Source organism: Ekhidna sp. (assembly GCF_040220215.1).
GTDB lineage: Bacteria > Bacteroidota > Bacteroidia > Cytophagales > Cyclobacteriaceae > Ekhidna.
The window spans coordinates 347,617-365,903 of sequence record NZ_JAVJTR010000025.1; the positions used below are offsets into that span (position 1 = coordinate 347,617).

16 protein-coding genes are annotated in these 18,287 nt (G+C 40.5%); 12 read left to right on the forward strand and 4 right to left on the reverse strand.

Translation table 11 applies throughout. The features are described 5' to 3' along the window. Positions 1–44: 44 nt before the first annotated feature. Complete coding sequence (gene prmA, locus RIC88_RS17985; protein ID WP_350218955.1) at positions 45–869, reverse strand: 50S ribosomal protein L11 methyltransferase; 825 nt, start codon at positions 867–869, stop codon at positions 45–47. After that, positions 869–1,633: a triose-phosphate isomerase gene (gene tpiA / locus RIC88_RS17990; RefSeq protein ID WP_350218956.1), complete on the reverse strand. Its 765-nt coding sequence runs from the start codon at positions 1,631–1,633 to the stop codon at positions 869–871. The genes prmA and tpiA overlap by 1 nt, the downstream gene beginning before the upstream one ends. A gap of 67 nt (positions 1,634–1,700) precedes the next feature. Here tpiA and RIC88_RS17995 point away from each other — a divergent pair, with 67 nt between their 5' ends. From RIC88_RS17995 to RIC88_RS18005, 3 genes are all read left to right on the forward strand, one after another. After that, on the forward strand, positions 1,701–3,083 hold the full coding sequence (locus RIC88_RS17995; protein ID WP_350218957.1) for a DUF5687 family protein: 1,383 nt from the start codon (positions 1,701–1,703) through the stop codon (positions 3,081–3,083). Then, positions 3,080–3,769 carry an ABC transporter ATP-binding protein gene (locus RIC88_RS18000; RefSeq protein ID WP_350218958.1) on the forward strand — a complete coding sequence of 230 codons (690 nt, stop codon included), beginning with the start codon at positions 3,080–3,082 and terminating at the stop codon, positions 3,767–3,769. The genes RIC88_RS17995 and RIC88_RS18000 overlap by 4 nt, the downstream gene beginning before the upstream one ends. A 106-nt stretch (positions 3,770–3,875) precedes the next feature. Then, positions 3,876–4,277 (forward strand): tellurite resistance TerB family protein, encoded by a 402-nt coding sequence (locus tag RIC88_RS18005; protein WP_350218959.1) that lies wholly within the window; start codon positions 3,876–3,878, stop codon positions 4,275–4,277. 7 nt (positions 4,278–4,284) lie between these two features. Here RIC88_RS18005 and uvrA read toward each other — a convergent pair whose 3' ends face one another. After that, entirely contained in the window at positions 4,285–7,077 is a 2,793-nt protein-coding gene (uvrA, locus tag RIC88_RS18010) for an excinuclease ABC subunit UvrA (RefSeq protein WP_350218960.1), read from the reverse strand. A gap of 178 nt (positions 7,078–7,255) precedes the next feature. Between uvrA and RIC88_RS18015 the strand changes: the two genes are divergently transcribed. The 4 genes from RIC88_RS18015 (at position 7,256) to RIC88_RS18030 (ending at position 10,117) form a co-directional block, all read left to right on the forward strand. Further along, a complete protein-coding gene (locus RIC88_RS18015; RefSeq protein WP_089355120.1) occupies positions 7,256–7,855 on the forward strand; it encodes an RNA polymerase sigma factor in 600 nt (199 codons plus the stop codon). Then, positions 7,830–8,057, forward strand: coding sequence for an anti-sigma factor family protein (locus RIC88_RS18020; protein WP_350218961.1), 228 nt, complete (start codon positions 7,830–7,832; stop codon positions 8,055–8,057). The genes RIC88_RS18015 and RIC88_RS18020 overlap by 26 nt, the downstream gene beginning before the upstream one ends. 107 nt (positions 8,058–8,164) lie before the next feature. Beyond that, on the forward strand, positions 8,165–8,809 hold the full coding sequence (gene nth / locus RIC88_RS18025; protein ID WP_350218962.1) for an endonuclease III: 645 nt from the start codon (positions 8,165–8,167) through the stop codon (positions 8,807–8,809). A gap of 105 nt (positions 8,810–8,914) precedes the next feature. Beyond that, a complete protein-coding gene (locus tag RIC88_RS18030; RefSeq protein ID WP_350218963.1) occupies positions 8,915–10,117 on the forward strand; it encodes a glycosyltransferase family 4 protein in 1,203 nt (400 codons plus the stop codon). Between the two features lie 33 nt (positions 10,118–10,150). Here RIC88_RS18030 and gldB read toward each other — a convergent pair whose 3' ends face one another. Beyond that, positions 10,151–11,131 (reverse strand): gliding motility lipoprotein GldB, encoded by a 981-nt coding sequence (gene gldB / locus RIC88_RS18035; protein WP_350218964.1) that lies wholly within the window; start codon positions 11,129–11,131, stop codon positions 10,151–10,153. A gap of 97 nt (positions 11,132–11,228) precedes the next feature. Between gldB and RIC88_RS18040 the strand changes: the two genes are divergently transcribed. The 5 genes from RIC88_RS18040 to RIC88_RS18060 all read left to right on the forward strand — a co-directional run bounded on the left by RIC88_RS18040 (position 11,229) and on the right by RIC88_RS18060 (position 18,225). Further along, positions 11,229–11,843: a porin family protein gene (locus RIC88_RS18040; RefSeq protein WP_350218965.1), complete on the forward strand. Its 615-nt coding sequence runs from the start codon at positions 11,229–11,231 to the stop codon at positions 11,841–11,843. 2 nt (positions 11,844–11,845) lie between these two features. Beyond that, on the forward strand, positions 11,846–12,241 hold the full coding sequence (locus tag RIC88_RS18045; RefSeq protein WP_350218966.1) for a hypothetical protein: 396 nt from the start codon (positions 11,846–11,848) through the stop codon (positions 12,239–12,241). Positions 12,242–12,527: 286 nt separating this feature from the next. Next, a complete protein-coding gene (locus tag RIC88_RS18050; protein WP_350218967.1) occupies positions 12,528–13,436 on the forward strand; it encodes a hypothetical protein in 909 nt (302 codons plus the stop codon). Positions 13,437–13,628: 192 nt separating this feature from the next. After that, a complete protein-coding gene (locus RIC88_RS18055; RefSeq protein ID WP_350218968.1) occupies positions 13,629–14,720 on the forward strand; it encodes a hypothetical protein in 1,092 nt (363 codons plus the stop codon). Between the two features lie 25 nt (positions 14,721–14,745). After that, complete coding sequence (locus RIC88_RS18060) at positions 14,746–18,225, forward strand: T9SS type A sorting domain-containing protein (RefSeq protein WP_350218969.1); 3,480 nt, start codon at positions 14,746–14,748, stop codon at positions 18,223–18,225. Positions 18,226–18,287 lie beyond the last annotated feature (62 nt).

The following is an 18,287-nucleotide window of genomic DNA, read 5'->3' on the forward strand; positions in this document are numbered from 1 at the left end:
AAGATATTTATAAGTCCCCACTGTACAGCCAATTAACGACTGTTTTAGACGGATCGTTTTTCTAAGGCGAGCATTGCCCAATTATCTTTCGTCGTTGAGTGGATACTGGTTAAGCCATATTTTTTAGACTCTTTTTCCAGGTCGGCAATGTCTGCTTCATAAAACCCACTTAAGATTAACTGACCATTCTCCTTCAGCCTGTCCGAGTAATCGCCTATCTGACCCAGTAACACATTTTTATTAATGTTGGCAATGATGATGTCAAAATCGGAATTATCTACTTCTGTAATTTGACCTTTGATCAACGTAACGTCCTTCACGTTATTCAACGCAAAATTCTCCTCGCTATTTTCAATGCACCAATCATCGATATCAGTAGCGGTTAATGAAGAGGCTCCACGTTTTTTAGCCATGATAGCTAAAATGCCCGTGCCCGTTCCTACATCCAGCACTTTTTTGTTTGTATGGTCAAGCGTCATTTGATAGTCCAAAACCTGATAAGTGGTTGCATGGTGCCCGGTACCAAAAGACATCTTTGGGGTAACGATGATTTCGTATTCAAACTGAGGCTGAGGCTCATGAAAAGATGCCCGTACGATGCATTTATTTCCTACAATTATCGGGTCATAGTTCTTTTCCCATTCTTCGTTCCAGTTTATTTTCTCTTGCTCTTTCACTGTGAAAGAAACGTTGGGATATTGATCGAATAAGACCTGTACTTTTTCCGCATCAAATTGACCCTGTTCACAGCTTCCTTCAAACCCATCATCAAACTCCTGAAAAGAATCAAAACCTGCCTCGAAGAGTTCAGCGATTAGCACATCTGAGATCTCCGGATCACAGGTTGCCTTGATGGTGATAAATTCCATCAGTCGAAAGCTTTTACAATGTTGGTAAAGTCTCGCGACTTTAAACTCGCCCCACCAATCAAGCCTCCATCTACGTCCGGCTGGGAGAAAATTTCCCTGGCATTATCCGGTTTCACGCTACCTCCATATAAGATTGAAATGGAGTCTGCTACCTCTTGATCGTATTTTGCCGCAATTTGATTTCGGATAAACGCATGCATTTCTTGTGCTTGTTCAGCACTGGCGGTTTTTCCGGTACCAATCGCCCAAACAGGCTCATACGCAATGACCACTTTTCTAATCTCTTCTGCAGAAAGGCCAAACAATGCCTTTTCCACTTGCATAGTCACCAACTTTTCATGACCCCCAGCTTCACGAACTTCAAGTCGTTCGCCGCAACAAAAAATGGGAGTGAGGCTGTTTTCCAATACGAATTTTACTTTTTCAGCAAGTAGCTCATCCGTCTCACCAAAATATTCCCTTCGTTCACTGTGGCCGAGGATAACATGAGAAGCTCCACAGGAAACCAGCATGGCCGCAGAAACTTCTCCAGTGAATGCTCCGCTCTGATGTTGATGACAGTTTTGCGCACCAAGAAACACTTTCTTAGTCGACCCAATTAGATTGTGAATACCAGTGAGGTGAATGAATGGTGGAATCAGGATGACCTGAGCATCGTTTTGGACTTCATCCTCTACCATATGAATGACTTCTGAGGCTAGCTTTTTTCCCTCGGGAAGTGAGCAATTCATTTTCCAGTTTCCTGCTACAATTTTTTTTCTCATGTCAAGCGTAAGTAATTAGATTGCAATGATACAAAACCCAGTGTGTAACGACCGTTAAAATTTAGTAATGGACCTGTTCTATATTCGGCATCATTTTCAATCTATAAGAAGAAGTACGTCTTTTGACGGTGAGGTTTTTGCCTTCATTTTACTGTCCATTTTATTTGGTGGATCAGCTCTTTTTTCGTTCACCATGTTGGATGATTATGCCTTAGAGGCAAGCAGATTCTTTGATCAGGAGGAGGCGAATTATCATCTTTTTTTGATGCTTTATCTTTTCATTGATTTAGTAATCAGGCTGGTATTTAGACGACCCTTACCCAAACTGAAGTATTATGTGCTTTGGGGTGAAAGGTCTGTTCAGATAACCAATCAATATATGATTACCTCGCTGTTTGGCGTCATGCCTTTGGTGCTATTTATTACTTTGCTTGCTGTGGCCATCAAGGCATTTATCTGGTTGGGTTTTGCTGTGGGAATTACCATAATCTTATGGTGGTTAGCCAATCATTATATTGGTTTGATAACGCAATTTTCGAAGAAGTGGGTAAAAGGGATTATTAGCATCCTAATTCTATTTGCTCTACTGCTGCAATACTTGTCAATTGAAATAGCCTCTTCGGTAATCAGTTTTCCTTTAGCGATTACAGTATTAGTTGGGAGCATCGTACTGGCACGATCCCTGGTTCGATCCTCAATTGAAAGAAGAGAGATTGAGGACAAAAGCAGAACCGGAAGTTTTTTGGAATCCCTTCCTGTTCTCAGTTTTAAAAACCCGGTCTTTCAATTAGAATGGGCACTTATTGTAAGAAACAAACGCACGAGGAGCAATATTTTGCTTGGTTTGATAAGTGTATTGCTACTCCCATTTGTGATTGACAATGATTCTGAATGGATGGCAGTTACACTGGTTTATTTTATAACAACCGGATTTTTTATCATCCAACATGGCACCTACTCTTTAGGTTGGGAAGGCAGCTATTTTGATTTTCTATTAACCAACATTTCGCCAAAGCAATTTATTAAAACCCGATACCTTTTCTATGTTGGGACTTGCATTGTAGGATTTGTTTTCGCTTCCATTCCAACACTAATAAATGGATTAAACCTTCTGAATTTGTCAATGATTTTTCTTTATAATATTGGTGTGACCATTCCGATCACATTGTATCGGTCGACACTTAATGATACGAAGATTATTTTAACAGAAAATTCATTTATGAATTACAATGGAATGATGACCGGCCCCATCTTTGTAAGTAGTTTTTTGGTCATGCTCATACCACTTTTTATTTATGGAGTTGGACAACAGTTTATGGGGCTGAATGCCATCTACTTAATGGGGGGTGTTGGAATTGTGGGGCTAATTCTTTTTCAACCACTGACGGATCGAATTGCAAAAAAATATCACAGCCGAAAATATCATTTATCTCAAAGCTTTAAAGCATGATCAAAGTAAAAAACCTAAAGAAATCTTTTAACGGCGTTCCAGCTTTAAACATTGAATCTCTGGAGATTCATCCGGGTGAATGTATTGGAGTTGTTGGCAATAATGGGGCAGGAAAAACCACTTTCTTTAAATCTATGCTTGATCTGTTGAAGCCGGATGATGGATATGTGTCTGTAGAAGATGTACACGTGAATATCTCTGCTGATTGGCAAAACCATCTGAACGCGTTTATTGATGAGTCTTTTCTTATTGAGTTTTTGAAGCCAAAGGAGTACTTGTCCTTTATTCTGAAGATGAAAAATTCGCAATTTGATGTAGAGCAATTGCTTTCAAATTTTGCTGATTTTTCCAATAAGGATATAGAGAACAATAGGAAGTACATCCGTGATTTGTCAACAGGAACAAAAGTGCGGATTGGTGTTTTGTCTTTGCTTGCGGGCGACCCGAAATACATCGTCATGGATGAGCCTTTTGCACATCTTGACCCCACTTCTCAGGCAAAACTGCGAAAACTGATACGTGCTCAGAAAGAGCAAGGCAGATGTGTGATTGTGTCCAGTCACAATCTTCAGAATATAGCAGAATCGTGCGACAGAGTTATTTTAATTGAGGCAGGTCAGGTGAAGTACGATGTAGAGGTCAACGAAGAGAACATGAAAAAGCTTGGCGCATATTTTGACAGCTAGGGCTCTTTAATAGACACAGAAGTTGCGCTCATCGATTAGTCATTCACAGATTGATGTGAATTAATGAATTCTTATCAACTTGGGAGAAGATTAATCGATTGACCTAATGAAAGATGTTGTAAAATTCAGGGCGCTGGTGGGGATAGCGCAAGCAGATGGTGAGTTTGATGATTCTGAGAAAGAATTTATTCGTCATTTGGCTGATCTTGAAGGACTGACATTAAAAGAGCTGAAAGAAAACCTTAAGAATGCTGATAAAACAGGCAATCTTATCAAGGATTTGAGTTTTGATGATAAAGTGGATATCCTCATTTATACCGTCAAGCTCATGAAGATCGATGGGAAGGTATTGATGAGTGAAATAAAATTCAGCGAAAAGGTTGCAACGGCGCTTGGCTTTGAAGAAAAAGCGATCGGTTTTTTGTCAGGGATAATTGAAAGCAATCCTAATGTCACTCCAAATGTTGGTAGCATTAATCACCGAATGAGAAAGTACATGGTGGAGTAGCCAAATGCTATAATTTCTCTTTTAGGTACTTCGCCGTGTAATTATCCTTCAATTTCACTAAGTCTTCCGGCAATCCCGAGAAGCATACATGGCCTCCTTCTTCTCCACCTTCCGGACCCAGATCGATTATCCAGTCAGCATTTTTGATTACTTCAGTGTTGTGCTCAATGATCACCACCGAGTTACCCCCATCAACAAGTGCATTGATGGCGTCCAGTAGCTTTTTGATATCATGAAAGTGGAGGCCGGTTGTTGGCTCATCAAAGATGAAAAGGATGTGATCGGTGTTGTTTGTTTTGCTTCCTTTGGAAAGGAAAGAAGCAAGTTTCACCCGCTGTGCTTCCCCGCCACTTAAAGAGTTTGATCCCTGACCCAATTTCACATACCCAAGCCCAACATCAAAAAGTGGTTGCAGTTTATTAGTGATGGCGTTGTTTCCTTCGAAGAATTCAAGTGCTTCTTGAACGGATAAATTTAGTACATCGGCAATGTTTTTGTCGTTGTATTTGACTTCCAAAATCTCTTTTTTGAACCGCTTACCCCCACAGTTTTCACAGGTCAGGTGGAGGTCCGCCATAAACTGCATTTCAATCTTTACTGTACCTTCTCCTTCGCATACCTCACATCGTCCGCCATCTACATTGAAAGAGAAATGAGCAGGTTTGAAGTTGTTGGTTTTGGAAAGCGGCTGCTCTGAAAAAAGCTGACGAATTGCATCATAGGCCTTCACATAAGTTACCGGGTTCGAGCGGGAACTTTTCCCGATTGGGTTTTGATCTACAAATTCTACCTGCGTTATTTTTTTATAGTTGCCGGTCAGGTTTGAGAACTTTCCTGAGGCTTCACCGATTAAACCAAGCTGCTTCCCGATAGCAGGGTGAATGATCTTGCGAACAAGTGTGGACTTCCCCGAACCACTTACACCCGTAACAACTGTCAGCACCCCTAGTGGAATTTCCACGTCAATATTCTTGAGGTTATTCTCCCGCGCACCCTCGACTTGAACGGATGTTCTCCACGGTCTTCTTCTTTCCGGGACGGGAATCGTTTCTTTTCCTTGCAGGTATTTAGAGGTGTAAGAATTGGTCTCTCCATTCATATCGGAGGTCTTGCCCTGGAATACAAGCTCACCTCCAAACACTCCTGCATCCGGGCCAATGTCGATGATCTGATCTGCGGCTTCCATCACCTTCTCTTCGTGTTCTACCACAATCACTGTGTTGCCTACATCTCTCAATGTTTTTAGTACATCAATCAATCGATCAGTATCGCGAGGGTGAAGACCGATGCTTGGCTCATCCAAAATATACATGGAGCCAACCAACGCACTACCTAATGAGGTCGCCAATTTGATCCGTTGATATTCCCCACCCGAAAGAGTACTTGTCAATCGATTTAATGTCAGGTATCCAAGACCTACCTGATCGAGGTAGGAAAGTCGGTTTTTAATTTCTTCCAGTATTCGCTTGGCTACTTTTTCATCGTGCTTGCTCAGCTTTATTGAGTCAAAAAATGGACGGAGTTTGGTCACCGGCATCAACACTAAATCTGTGATGGATCGCTTATCAATCTTTACATAGCTGGCATCTTTCCTCAGCTTAGTTCCTCTGCAATCGGGACAGGTCGTTTTTCCTCTGTATCGGGAAAGCATTACCCGGTACTGAATCTTGTGAAGCTTCGATTCTAAATGAGCAAAGAACTTGTTGAGCCCTTCAAAATATTCATTGCCTGTCCAGAGGAGATCGTATTGCTCCTGAGTAAGCTCTGCTATTGGTCGGTGGATTGGAAAATCAAATCGGATTCCATCACGAAGTAAAGGCTCGGCCCACTTTTTCATGGTTTCTCCTTTCCATGGAGCAATGGCACCTTCGTAAACTGATAGGTTTCTATCAGGAATTACTAAGTCCGGGTCTATTCCTAAAACTCTACCAAAACCTTCGCATTTTCTACAGGCTCCATACGGATTATTGAAGCTGAAAAAATTAACCGATGGTTCCTCGAAGATGATTCCGTCTAATTCAAATCGGTCCGAAAAATTCTTTTTCCCTTTATCGACGATTGTTACAAAACAGTCGCCTTCTCCTTCGAAGAAGGCGGTTTGCACTGAGTCAGCCAAACGAAACTGAGTAGCTTCATCATTTTGAACTACGGCCCGATCAATGAGGATTTCAACATTTCCTTTTGGTGTCTCCTTGCTGTCCAGAACATCCTGAATGAACGCAACTTCTTTATCGATTAGCACCCGGTTATACCCTTTGCTCATCAGAATCTGAAATTCCTTTGTAAGAGACCGCTTGTTTTTTTGCTTGAGCGGAGTGGTGATCATCAATTTTGATCCTTCCTCATGAGAAAGGATATAATCAACGACATCTGTGACGCTATCTTTTTTTACTGCTTTGCCGGAAACAGGAGAAATGGTTTTGCCGATTCTGGCGAAGAGCAACTTGAGGTAGTCATAGATTTCAGTAGTGGTGCCAACTGTAGATCTCGGGTTTCTGGAAGAAACTTTCTGTTCAATCGCAATGGCCGGAGCTACCCCTTTGATATAGTCTACTTCGGGCTTTTCCATACGCCCTAAAAACTGTCGGGCGTAAGAGCTCAGGCTCTCCACATATTTTCTTTGCCCTTCTGCAAAAAGCGTGTCAAATGCCAAAGAAGACTTACCAGAACCCGATAATCCGGTGATCACCACTAGCTGATCGCGCGGTATTGCCACATCCAGATTTTTCAGGTTATTCACCCTTGCACCTTTGATGATGATGTATTCTTTGGGATCCAGATCGTCTATATTTCCAACCATTTTAGGGGTATGCTTGTCTATGAAACACTAACTAAAGAATTCGGTTTCACGACGCGCAAAAATAAGGTGCTTGTTTTTGTGAGTTGCGGAAATTTTATATTCTTGCCACTAAAATTATTTCTAACCCTAAACCCTACAATATGATATAGACCTCTACGTTAACAAACAGGTGAATTACATGAATAAGACAAGTTTGAACGATAGCGAATTGCTATCCCTCTACATTGGAGGAAACGAAGAGGCATTTGAGGAACTCCTCAATCGTCATAAAGACAGGGTTTTTACCACTATCTATTTAATTGTAAAAGACAGGTATACTGCCGAGGATCTCATGCAGGAGGTTTTCATTAAGGCAATACGTACCATCAAATCCGGCAGGTATAATGAGGAAGGAAAATTTCTTCCATGGATTCTTAGAATCGCTCATAACCTGTCCATAGACCACTTTCGAAAAGCGAAGCGCTATCCGATGATCGTGATGGAGGATGGAAGCAGCGTGTTTAATACGCTTGATTTCTCAGAGTCGTCTATTGAAGAAGAACATATCAAACAAGATACCTACAACCTTCTGAAAGCCTACATCAAAGATTTACCGGACTCACAACGTGAGGTGTTGGTTATGCGGCACTACATGAAAATGAGCTTCCAGGAAATTGCTGATGCAACTGATGTAAGTATCAATACGGCGCTAGGAAGGATGAGGTATGCTTTGATAAACTTGAGAAAAAAGTTTGAGCAAACCCAAAACGCGTATGACAAAAACCTTTACAGAAAATGATTTAGTAAGATTTCTATATGACGAGCTAAATGAGGACGAGCGATTGGAGATGAGAGAATCGCTGTGTGCTGACATGGAACTCCGAGCAAGACTGGATGAATTGGAAGAAGCAAAATCTGCTTTGGATGCTGTGACATTTAAAGCTCCGAGTGATGTTGTTTCCAGGATTCTTTACGCATCGAAAAACCTTCAGTCTATTTAGTGTAGAATAATATTCAGTGTCACACTGAGCTTGTCGAAGTGTCTATCACATAAAAAAGGTTTCGACAGGCTCAACCTGACAGTTTATTCTACTCTATTTTTGGTTATATGACCAAGAAGGAGCGGTACGAAGCATTCGTCAAATACTTTTCAGAATCTTATCCCCAACCGGAAACCGAGTTGCAATACTCCAATCCGTTTGAGCTACTTGTAGCAGTGGTGCTTAGCGCCCAGTGCACAGACGCAAGGATCAATAAAGTTACGCCTTCCTTATTCAGGGATTTTCCAACACCCGATCACATGGCAGCCAGTCACTTCGATGAGCTCTTTCCTTACATCCGCAGTGTTTCCTATCCGAACAATAAGACGAAGCACCTCCTTGCATTAAGTAAGAAGCTTGTGGAGGAATTCAACTCAGAAATTCCCACAACGATCAAAGAGCTAACTTCTCTTCAAGGTGTTGGACGGAAGACAGCCAATGTAATAGTGTCGGTGTTGTACAATCAACCGGCTATGGCAGTGGACACACATGTGTTTCGGGTTTCTAAAAGATTAGGCCTGGTCACGCAAACAGCCAAGACTCCATTGGAAGTTGAAAGGCAGCTTGTTAAACACATTCCGGAAGAATATATTTCAAGAGCACATCATTGGTTAATCCTTCATGGCAGATATGTATGCCTGGCCAGGAAACCTCAATGTGAGAAATGTGAGATCACACATTTCTGTAAGTACTTCGAGAAGGATTTTATCTGATTTCATCTTCAAACTCCATCAAAGAATACGTGTCAACGACACTAACGTTGTTTTCTTCGAAATCATAACTGATAATTCAGAAGAAGACGACAACTTTAAGGCGAGGTGAAAATTCTCTACGTCCACCAATATTTCAAAACTCCTGAAGAAGGGGGCTCCATCCGATCCTACTATCTGGCCAAAGGTCTGGTAGATGCCGGGCATGAAGTGACCATGATCACGGCTCATAATGCTGCCTATGAAGTAAAGAAGATAGATGGCATTGAAGTCCATTACTTGCCGGTGCTATACGATAATAGCTTTGGGTTCTTTCAACGCTTGTGGGCATTCTATCTTTTTGTAAGGTTTGCCCGTAAAGAAGCTAAAAGTCTCTCCAAACATGATCTGGCTTATGTAATGACCACTCCTCTAACAACAGGATTCATAGCGACCTATCTAAAGAAGGAATTAGATCTTCCTTACTATTTTGAGGTGGGAGACTTATGGCCGGAGGCACCTGTACAAATGGGGGTCATCAAAAATCGATTCGTAAAGAAGTGGCTGTACTCACTTGAAAAAAGATTCTACTTTGAAGCGGACAGGGTCATTGCTTTATCACCGGCTATTCGCAATTATATAGAGAGAGTGAGCCCAAACACCAAAGTGTATGTGATACCCAATATGGCTGACTGCTCTTTCTTTGATGCGGATTATAGCGTGGGTGACTTCAGCGAAAACAACAAGTTTCAAATCACCTATTGTGGTGCATTAGGAAAGGCGAATCAGCTGGAATATTTTATTGATGCCGCAAAGCAATCGAGAGAAGAAAACCTACCCGTTCATTTTAATATCATTGGATATGGTTCTGAGCTGAAGAAACTGAAGTCATTGAGTAAAAGACTTAAAAACGTATCGTTTTATCCACACTCCAGCAAACAGTGTGTAAAAAACCTGCTGGGGAAAAGCGATGCAGTATATGTTTCATTTATGGACGTAAAAGTGCTCGGAACAGGAAGCCCTAACAAGCTGTTTGATTCTCTTGCAGCAGGGAAGCTAACCATCATCAATTTTGATGGCTGGATTAAAAACCTGATCAGAAAGAACAAGTGTGGATTCCATCACAACCCATATTCTAAAACTGAGTTTGTGCGAAAAATCAAGGTTTTCTTAGAATCACCCGAGCTATTGGCGAAGTATCAACGAAACGGCCGGAAACTGGCGGAACTTTACTATGATAAAGACATTCAGATCACCAAGCTTTTAAAAATCCTCAACAATGAATACAAGTTTGAGGTGACAGATTCAGAGGTTTATATATTGACTGCATAACCCACCCCTAGCCCCTCCAAGGAGGGGAATAGATTAGCTGCTAGAAGGCTTGTATTTCGATTCAGTAAAGATCTTATTGAAGTCTGTTTCTGCCATGATTTGCTGGACGGTAGCTCCGGTTTTTTCTGCATAGGCATTTACAATTTGCCAGCCCAGCCACCTGCCAATTCGGCCCGGGCATTTTTCACCTATTTCATAAACATTTGGTCGCTCACCCAGAAACCGTTGCTTCATGGTGTGATCTGTCTCGTACAGCCATTCGTTTTGGACGAAGTTTGCCCAGATGATTTTGTCATTTTCAAATACATCTTCCCACTCTTTCTGGGTGTAACCAATTAGGATCCTTTCAGGTGTGCATGGAAGAATTTTGCTTAACAAATAGTATGATTTACCATAATCGATCATCTCAGCAAGCATGGCATCTCCTCTGCTGGTTGCAATAAATTGACTTGATATAAACTGTAGAATACTAGCTGACAGATGTTCGGTAGTATATCTGCTAAGGATGTAATCCGGGATTTGTTGCGGTTTGTAAGAAGCATTTTTTCCTATGAAGAAATCCATCCCTATCATAATGTGTTCATTAGAAATGAACAAATCATTGTATAGGCCGGTCACTGCTGTCTGAATTTTAGGAGTTGGCGCTGATGGGTAGTAAACTTTCAATCTACCTAGCCCATCCTCTAAAGTTTTAACTACCTGATCAAAGTTTTTGAATGCAGTTACTGATTCCTGATATAAAGTATCAATTGATGGATTCTGAATTAATCCAAACATCCGGTTTGCCAAAATGGAGTCAGCCGGGTATTGATCTGAGTGCAGAAAAAATTGAGCAAAATCAGAATGACCTTTAAGAAACGCCTCTATATCTTTTGATGAATTGCTTTCAAAGAGTTCTTGCTCAAGACGCTCAACCTCAAGTGAAACAGGTTTTGGCTGTACCGATTCACGACACGTTTGCCTTGTGCAGGAAACCAAGAAAACAACGCAAATAATTAGGAGGACTGCTCGCATACTATCTATTTTTGATGCCAAATTTAGACAGGCAATACCTGTTTTATACATTGCCTCTGGTTTTTGTCGCAATGTTCACCCAAACAACAATTAAAGAATGAAGAAATTACTTTTCTCACTCCTGATTCTTGCATCACTTGGTTCCATGGCTCAAGTTAAGCTGGGGCTAAAATTAGCACCAGTGGTTACAGCTAATCGGGCAAAGAACGATGCAAAAACAGTGGAAAATGATGGGTCGAAGATGAAATTTTCGATAGGATTAATAGCTGATAAGCCGTTATCAGAAACATATTTCTTGAGCTCGGGATTGATTTATCTTCCAAAACGTATGGCCTTCCAAAATGCTGACGGTACAATTGAGGATGAGTATAAGTTACAGTACTTGCAGATTCCAGTTACTTTAAAACTATTTACCAATGAAATTGCTCCTGATTTAAAAGGATATCTTCAGGTTGGGTCAGCTCTCGAAATAATGGTTTTTAATGAGGATCTAGATACAAATTCAACCATTGAAAAATTTACACCAATAGATATTCCTGTTATTCTTGGCGCTGGTATCGAGTTTAGGGCAGGTATTAATACCACATTGTTTGGAGGGTTTTCATATCAAAGAGGTCTGGTAAATGCTGTAAATGAAGCAGCAGTGGCAGAAGTAGAAGGCCTACAATTGAGAAGCACTGTTTTTTCAATAGATCTTGGGGTGAAGTTTTAACCATGGCGGGCTATCTATTATTGGCTAAATGGATAATAGTAGCATTTGGTTTATTTATCGTATTTGTAGGCTTATTAATGTTATTGGCCCCTGAAAGAGCCATTGCTGCACTTAAAAAAGCAGCCAGTACTAGCCTTATAAATTATTCAGAAATAACTTTGAGATTGATTCCTGCCGTTTCGCTAGTTCTGTATGCAGGTTTTTCGAGATATCCTGTTGTTTTCAACTACTTCGGATACTTTATGATAATAACATCCGCAGTACTTTATCTTATTCCCAGACGATTGCATCATCAATATGCTTTGTGGAATGCTTCATTACTCACACCAATGAAAGTTCGTCTTATATCACCCTTTAGTTTTCTACTTGGAGGGTACTTTATTTATGCTGTTCTTTAAAGCAGGACATCCTTAGAGCTGTCTGACGGTTCAAGTACCGATGGATAATGTATTGGCGTAATTCCCAACCGTCTTATTTAAAGTTTTTGATTACAGTATTTGCGATACTCATCATTTCGATTAGATTTACCTACTTAATCTAACTTAATCATTATGAACAAAATCAAATCGCTTTCAAAGCTTAAAAAAGGAATTTTGGTGGCCTGTCTAACCGCATGTTTTACTTTTGGATTTTCGCACAATGCGGAAGCAAAATTTTGGGGAAAGGTGACTGAATGCTATGACAATGAATTTAGTGAAGTATGTTGTACAGACACCTACAGGTTTTGGATTAAATGGAGCACTAAATGTGAATAATTTAAATAAAGGGTGCTTAATGGCACCCTTTTCAAATTTTATGAGATACATTTTTTCAACCATCATCTTATTTTTATCTATTGGCATATCAACAGCGCAAAAAAGGATTGTGATCGTTGACAGCCTAACCAAAATTCCTGTCCCTTATGCATCTATTGAGGTTGGTGCAGAGAAATTAACATCGGGGGTTACGGGAGTCATAGAGCTAAATCATACATCAGGGAAAATTGAAGTAATAAGTGATGGGTTTAATAAAATTGTAGGTCGCCTTGAATCAATAGGTGATTCAATTTTTTTACCTCCTAATGTAACCTATCTCGAAGAAGTTGTGGTTAACAGTAAATTAAAAAGAAAGCATTTTAAAACTGGATACTTGAAAGGTAGGGATATTCAATTCAAACTTAAAGATCAATATGAGATAGGTTGTTTTATACCCAATACAATTAATCGACATAGTCTATTCATAGAAAGCATTCAAGTTGATTTAGTAAATGGCAATAATGAAGGATCGTTTGAATTGCGCATATATAACGTAGAAAATGGATTACCTGATTCTATGACATATGCGATTTCTAATCTTTCAAAAAAAGATATGAAGAATGTAAGTATTGCCGATAAAATCTCCTTTTCCCAAAGTGGCGTTTTTATTTCAATCAAATTTAGTTCTAATGAAACTTCTAATACTCCTTTTATTTTATTGACTGATGAATATTACAGGTCTAAATCTTTTATAAGAGGTAATGTTTATGGGTTTGAATGGGTTGAGCTTGACCGGTTAAACTTTAGAAATGTTGCAGAATTAAATACGTGTATAAGTTTGACTTTAACAAACCATTAAATCGATCTAATATTGTGTAGGGCCTATTACATTATGGACATACTTCCTATTTGAGATAAAAAATACTAATCCAGCGTAATTTTTTAAATCATCAGGGATCTTGAGAAGATTTAAGATTTGTTTTGGGAAAAACAGGAGACTTGTGAGTCTTTATAAGTAAATTAATATGGTTTACCCAAAACCACTACACTTATGAAAACTCTCGCAACTTTATTTTTTTCGTTGATCCTATGCACAACTGGGTTGGCCCAATCGGTATGGATCGTTGATAACCGTCCGTCTACAGCAACGGGTGCGCATATTTTTGCTACGCCTGCTGAAGCTGTTACAGCAGCGACTGCAGGGGATATCATTCACATTATTCCGAGTAGTGTCACTTATGCGGATTTCACCATTACAAAAGATAACTTAACTGTATATGGAATAGGTTTTAACCCAAACAAGGAACAGCCGAATACTTCCAATGTCAATATTATCACAATCGGTACCGGTACGTCCGGGACACGAATTTCTGGGATGTCTGCTGGTGAAATTATAATTGGCAATGGTGACGGATCCATTTCAAATATCTTTATTGAGAACTGTCTTACCGACCGAATTACTATAACAGGAACTGGAGGTAACGGAGGAAAGATAGTAAGTAATGTGGTTATAAGAAATTGTATTATTGGGCGTGATTATACAGGTTTTGCTGCAGTTCTTGATCTTACCTTTGATGCTACCACTCCTTCATCAGTCTTGATTACTAATAATGTGATCATGGGGTCCTCTACTACCTCATCCGGAGGTTACGGATCTGTCAATACCCTAAATGCAATCATCAAGAATAATTTGTTTTTAGGAAATGATGTGAATGATTTTGCATTTAATCAAATATCTACTTCTACCATCTCAAACAACATCTTTTATGGACGAGCGCCCAGAACAGATGCCCTTACAGGAGATGTAACTAACAGTACTTTCAACAACAATATCTCATTTGGGAATACTGATAACAGCTTTGCTACAGGCACTGGTGTCGTGGAAAATGGGAGCATTTTCCTTGATCCTCAATTGTCTTTCAGCCCTGTTGATAATTGGGATTTTGCATTTGATCCTACTATTCCCGGAGGCTCACCAGCCGAAAACGCCGGAAACGATGCAACACATATTGGGATTACAGGAGGAACACTACCTTTCAGCACAACAGGAACGCCACTACCAATAATTCAGGTGTTAAACTTTCCTGAAATAATCAAGGAGGGGGATAATTTAAATGCGACCATAGAGGCAGAAGGAAACTAATTATTGATACCCAAATAAAATTATCATGGGTAATAATATTGCTAAATTATTTGCTCTGCTATTCCTGGTTCAAATCTCTGTTTCAAGAACCTATTCGCAGACTGTATATCCGGAGATTTATCAAATGGAGTATTTCTTTGATGTGGATCCAGGCTTTGGAAGTGCTACGGCAATAACCATTTCCACACCCTCCTCTCAGATCAGCTTGCCTTCCGAAATTTTAACGGATGCCGCGTCGCTTTCCACTGGCTTTCACGTTATTGGTGTTCGTGTTAGAAATGTAGCAGAAAACCCAACGTATGACGTGAATGGAGACGCAAGCGTCTTGCTAAAACCGTTTGAGAATATTGATATATCCCTACGTCCGAGTGACAGCCAATGGGGAATTACGGAAACGCGACTGATTTTCGTGGATGCTTCCCAAGCAGCTATTGTGAATGTGGATCAAATTGAATATTTCTTTGATACAGATCCGGGCGTAGGTTTAGCCACCCAAATAACAGCTTTTACAGCGGCTAATAACATATCAATTCCTTCTGAAAGTCTTAATTCCTCCGGACTCTCAACCGGTTTTCACATTCTTGGAATGCGCGCAAGAGCAGAAGGTGGAGATTGGGGGCTGACGGAAACAAGACTTGTGTTTATCGATCAATCTGATGTTGGGTCTTTGGTAAACATTGATCAGATAGAATATTTTTTTGATGTTGATCCGGGCGTTGGATTAGCAACACAAACCACAGCATTTACAGCAGCAAATAATATTTCCATACCTACCGAAAGCCTTAACTCTTCAGGACTTCCAACAGGTTTTCATTTGCTGGGAATGCGTGCAAGATCTGAAGGGGGTGCCTGGGGGACTACCGAAACGAGACTGGTTTTTATTGATCAATCCGATGTTGGTTCTTTGGTGAACATTGATCAGATAGAGTATTTTTTTGATGTGGATCCTGGGGTTGGATTAGCTACACAAACCACTGCATTTACAGCAGCAAATAATATTTCAATTCCCACTGAAAGTCTAAGTTCCTCTGGACTTTCTACAGGCTTTCATGTGCTGGGAATGCGGGCAAGAGCTGAAGGGGGCGCCTGGGGAACTACCGAAACAAGATTGGTATTTGTTGATCCATCAAATATCGGAGGAATTATTAATGTGAGTCAATTAGAATACTTCTTTGATGTTGATCCGGGTGTAGGTAGTGCGACTTCAATAACCTCTTTTACTCCGACTGATAATGTGTCAATTGTAGAATCATTGAATACTGCCAGTCTAGCCACAGGGTTTCACGTGTTGGGCATGAGAGGTCAAGCAGAAGGCGGAAACTGGGGGCTGACTGAAACACGGCTGATCTATGTAGATAAAAATGGAGCTGCAAGTGATATCGTAGCACTAGAATATTTTATTGACAATGATCCGGGTGTTGGATCTGCTGCCAATATTGTGGTAGCTACCCCCGGACTAAACATAATGGAAGATATTGTAGCTATGACTGACACTTTAGCCGTTGGGAATTATGAGATATTTTTCAGGGCTAAAAATCAGAATGACGTTTGGGGCATAACCGAATCCAGGCCTTTAGAGGTGAGCCCCAGTACATTTGAATCAACTCCTGCTACTTCTATTACCTCCACTTCTTTTGATGCGAATTGGGATCAGGGGCTTGATGTACTCAACTATGAAGTTGATGTTTCTGCACAAAGCGATTTCTCCTCCTATCTACCGGGTTTTGATAGCCTCGTCACAACAGAGACATCTGTCACCGTTGAGGATTTAGATTTTGGAACAAACTACTACTACCGGGTACGATTAAGAAACACGTCAGGCGTACTCTCGGAAAACTCTGACACGATCGCAGTTAAAACCATCATTGACACTGTAACTATAGCTGATTCAACCGCTCTAGTTCAAATATATAATGCGCTAGATGGGCCTAATTGGAACACGCCTGTAAACTGGGAAACTGCCAGATTAAGAGATTGGGATTTGGTCACCTTAGATGCTTCCACGCGAACACGGGTGGATCAGGTTGACTTAAATGGCCAGGGAGCATCTGGAGACATGCCTAATCCATTCACCGGTGAAGCTGTTGGTGGCCTTAACGCTATCTCAGCAATGAATTTACACAATAATCAGATTACCGGATTGATGGACTTTAGTACTACAAGTATTATCGACTTAGATGTTTCAACCAATAGGCTTGAGTTTGATGATTTGGAGCCATTAGTAGGAATTTCAAACCTGACCTATTCACCGCAACCGAATTTGTTTTTTGATGAAGATACCGGTGGGATACCAATTGAGCAGCCTCATTTATCAAATCCTTCATTGACAATATCTACCGGAGGTTCCACGAATGAATATTCTTTTTCAAGAAATGGACAGGCCATATCTCAAGGAACTGATTTTAATATCGTTGATGGGCAAGTTCAAATTGTAGCCATTGATTATGATAACATGGGTGAGTTTGCTGCTGAAGTAACAAACCCTCAACTTCCGGCTCTTACCCTACAAGTTGAGCCTCAAACTATTTGGGCTGTTGCCGATTTAGAAATGACGATCGTGGACGCAAACGACGATCCATTGGAAAATCCTGTTTCAGGGTATTTATTAGAAGCGATCAGACGTCAGCAAGGATTTGATACGTTGGAAGTTGCTACCAATGTTGCAAGTTCATTTACATTCCAGGATGTTGTTCTTGGGGATTATCTGTGTGGAATTGACCCAAGCAACAAAGAATTATTTATTCCGACTTACTTTGGTGATGAGGTTGAGTGGCAACTTGCAGATACATTGTTTTTCAGGGCCGGAAATTCAATCCAGGTACGAATGACAGAGGTACCGGAAGAACTGACCGAGGGGCCAGGGGTGCTTGATGTACTCATAGAGGAGGATTTTCCGGAGGAGGGAAGTCGTATTGATGCAAGAAGAAGAGCTGCTAAGAGAAAATGTGGCTTGAGGCGAAAGACAGGTGGGGGAAGAACCGGGCAAGACGATAATGATTTTGTGTTGGTGGCGTATGGTGAAACAGATGAAAATGGAGAGTTTAAGTTTGGATTCTTACCAGAGGGTGTTTATCGGTTTTTTGTGGAGTATCCGGGAATTCCATTAGATGATGCAGCTGAAGTTGAGTTTGAAGTTGGAGAGTTGGGGGTAAGTGATACAGAATTTAAACTGGAAGCATTTGTAAGCGAAGCAGGCATTGAGATAACCATAGATCGAGTTCTGGGATTAATCCTCGAATACTTCAAAGACCTTGAGGTCTATCCAAATCCAGTAATAGAAACGTTAAAAATAAGATACAGGCATCTTAAATCAGGAAGTGTAAACGCACAATTGGTAGATCTTAAGGGCAATGTTTTATGGCATGATAAAATGCAGCAAGGCTTTGATGGACAAAAGGAGATAGATGTATCTGGTCTTTCAAAAGGTATTTATCTTCTTCATATTTTTGACAATGAGGGTCGTGATGAAACTGTTGTCAGCTACCGAATAATTATAAACGAATAGCCCTCGAATTGTACTATCCTTTTTGCAGACATCTCATATTAAGGTGAACCCGCTCATCAAAA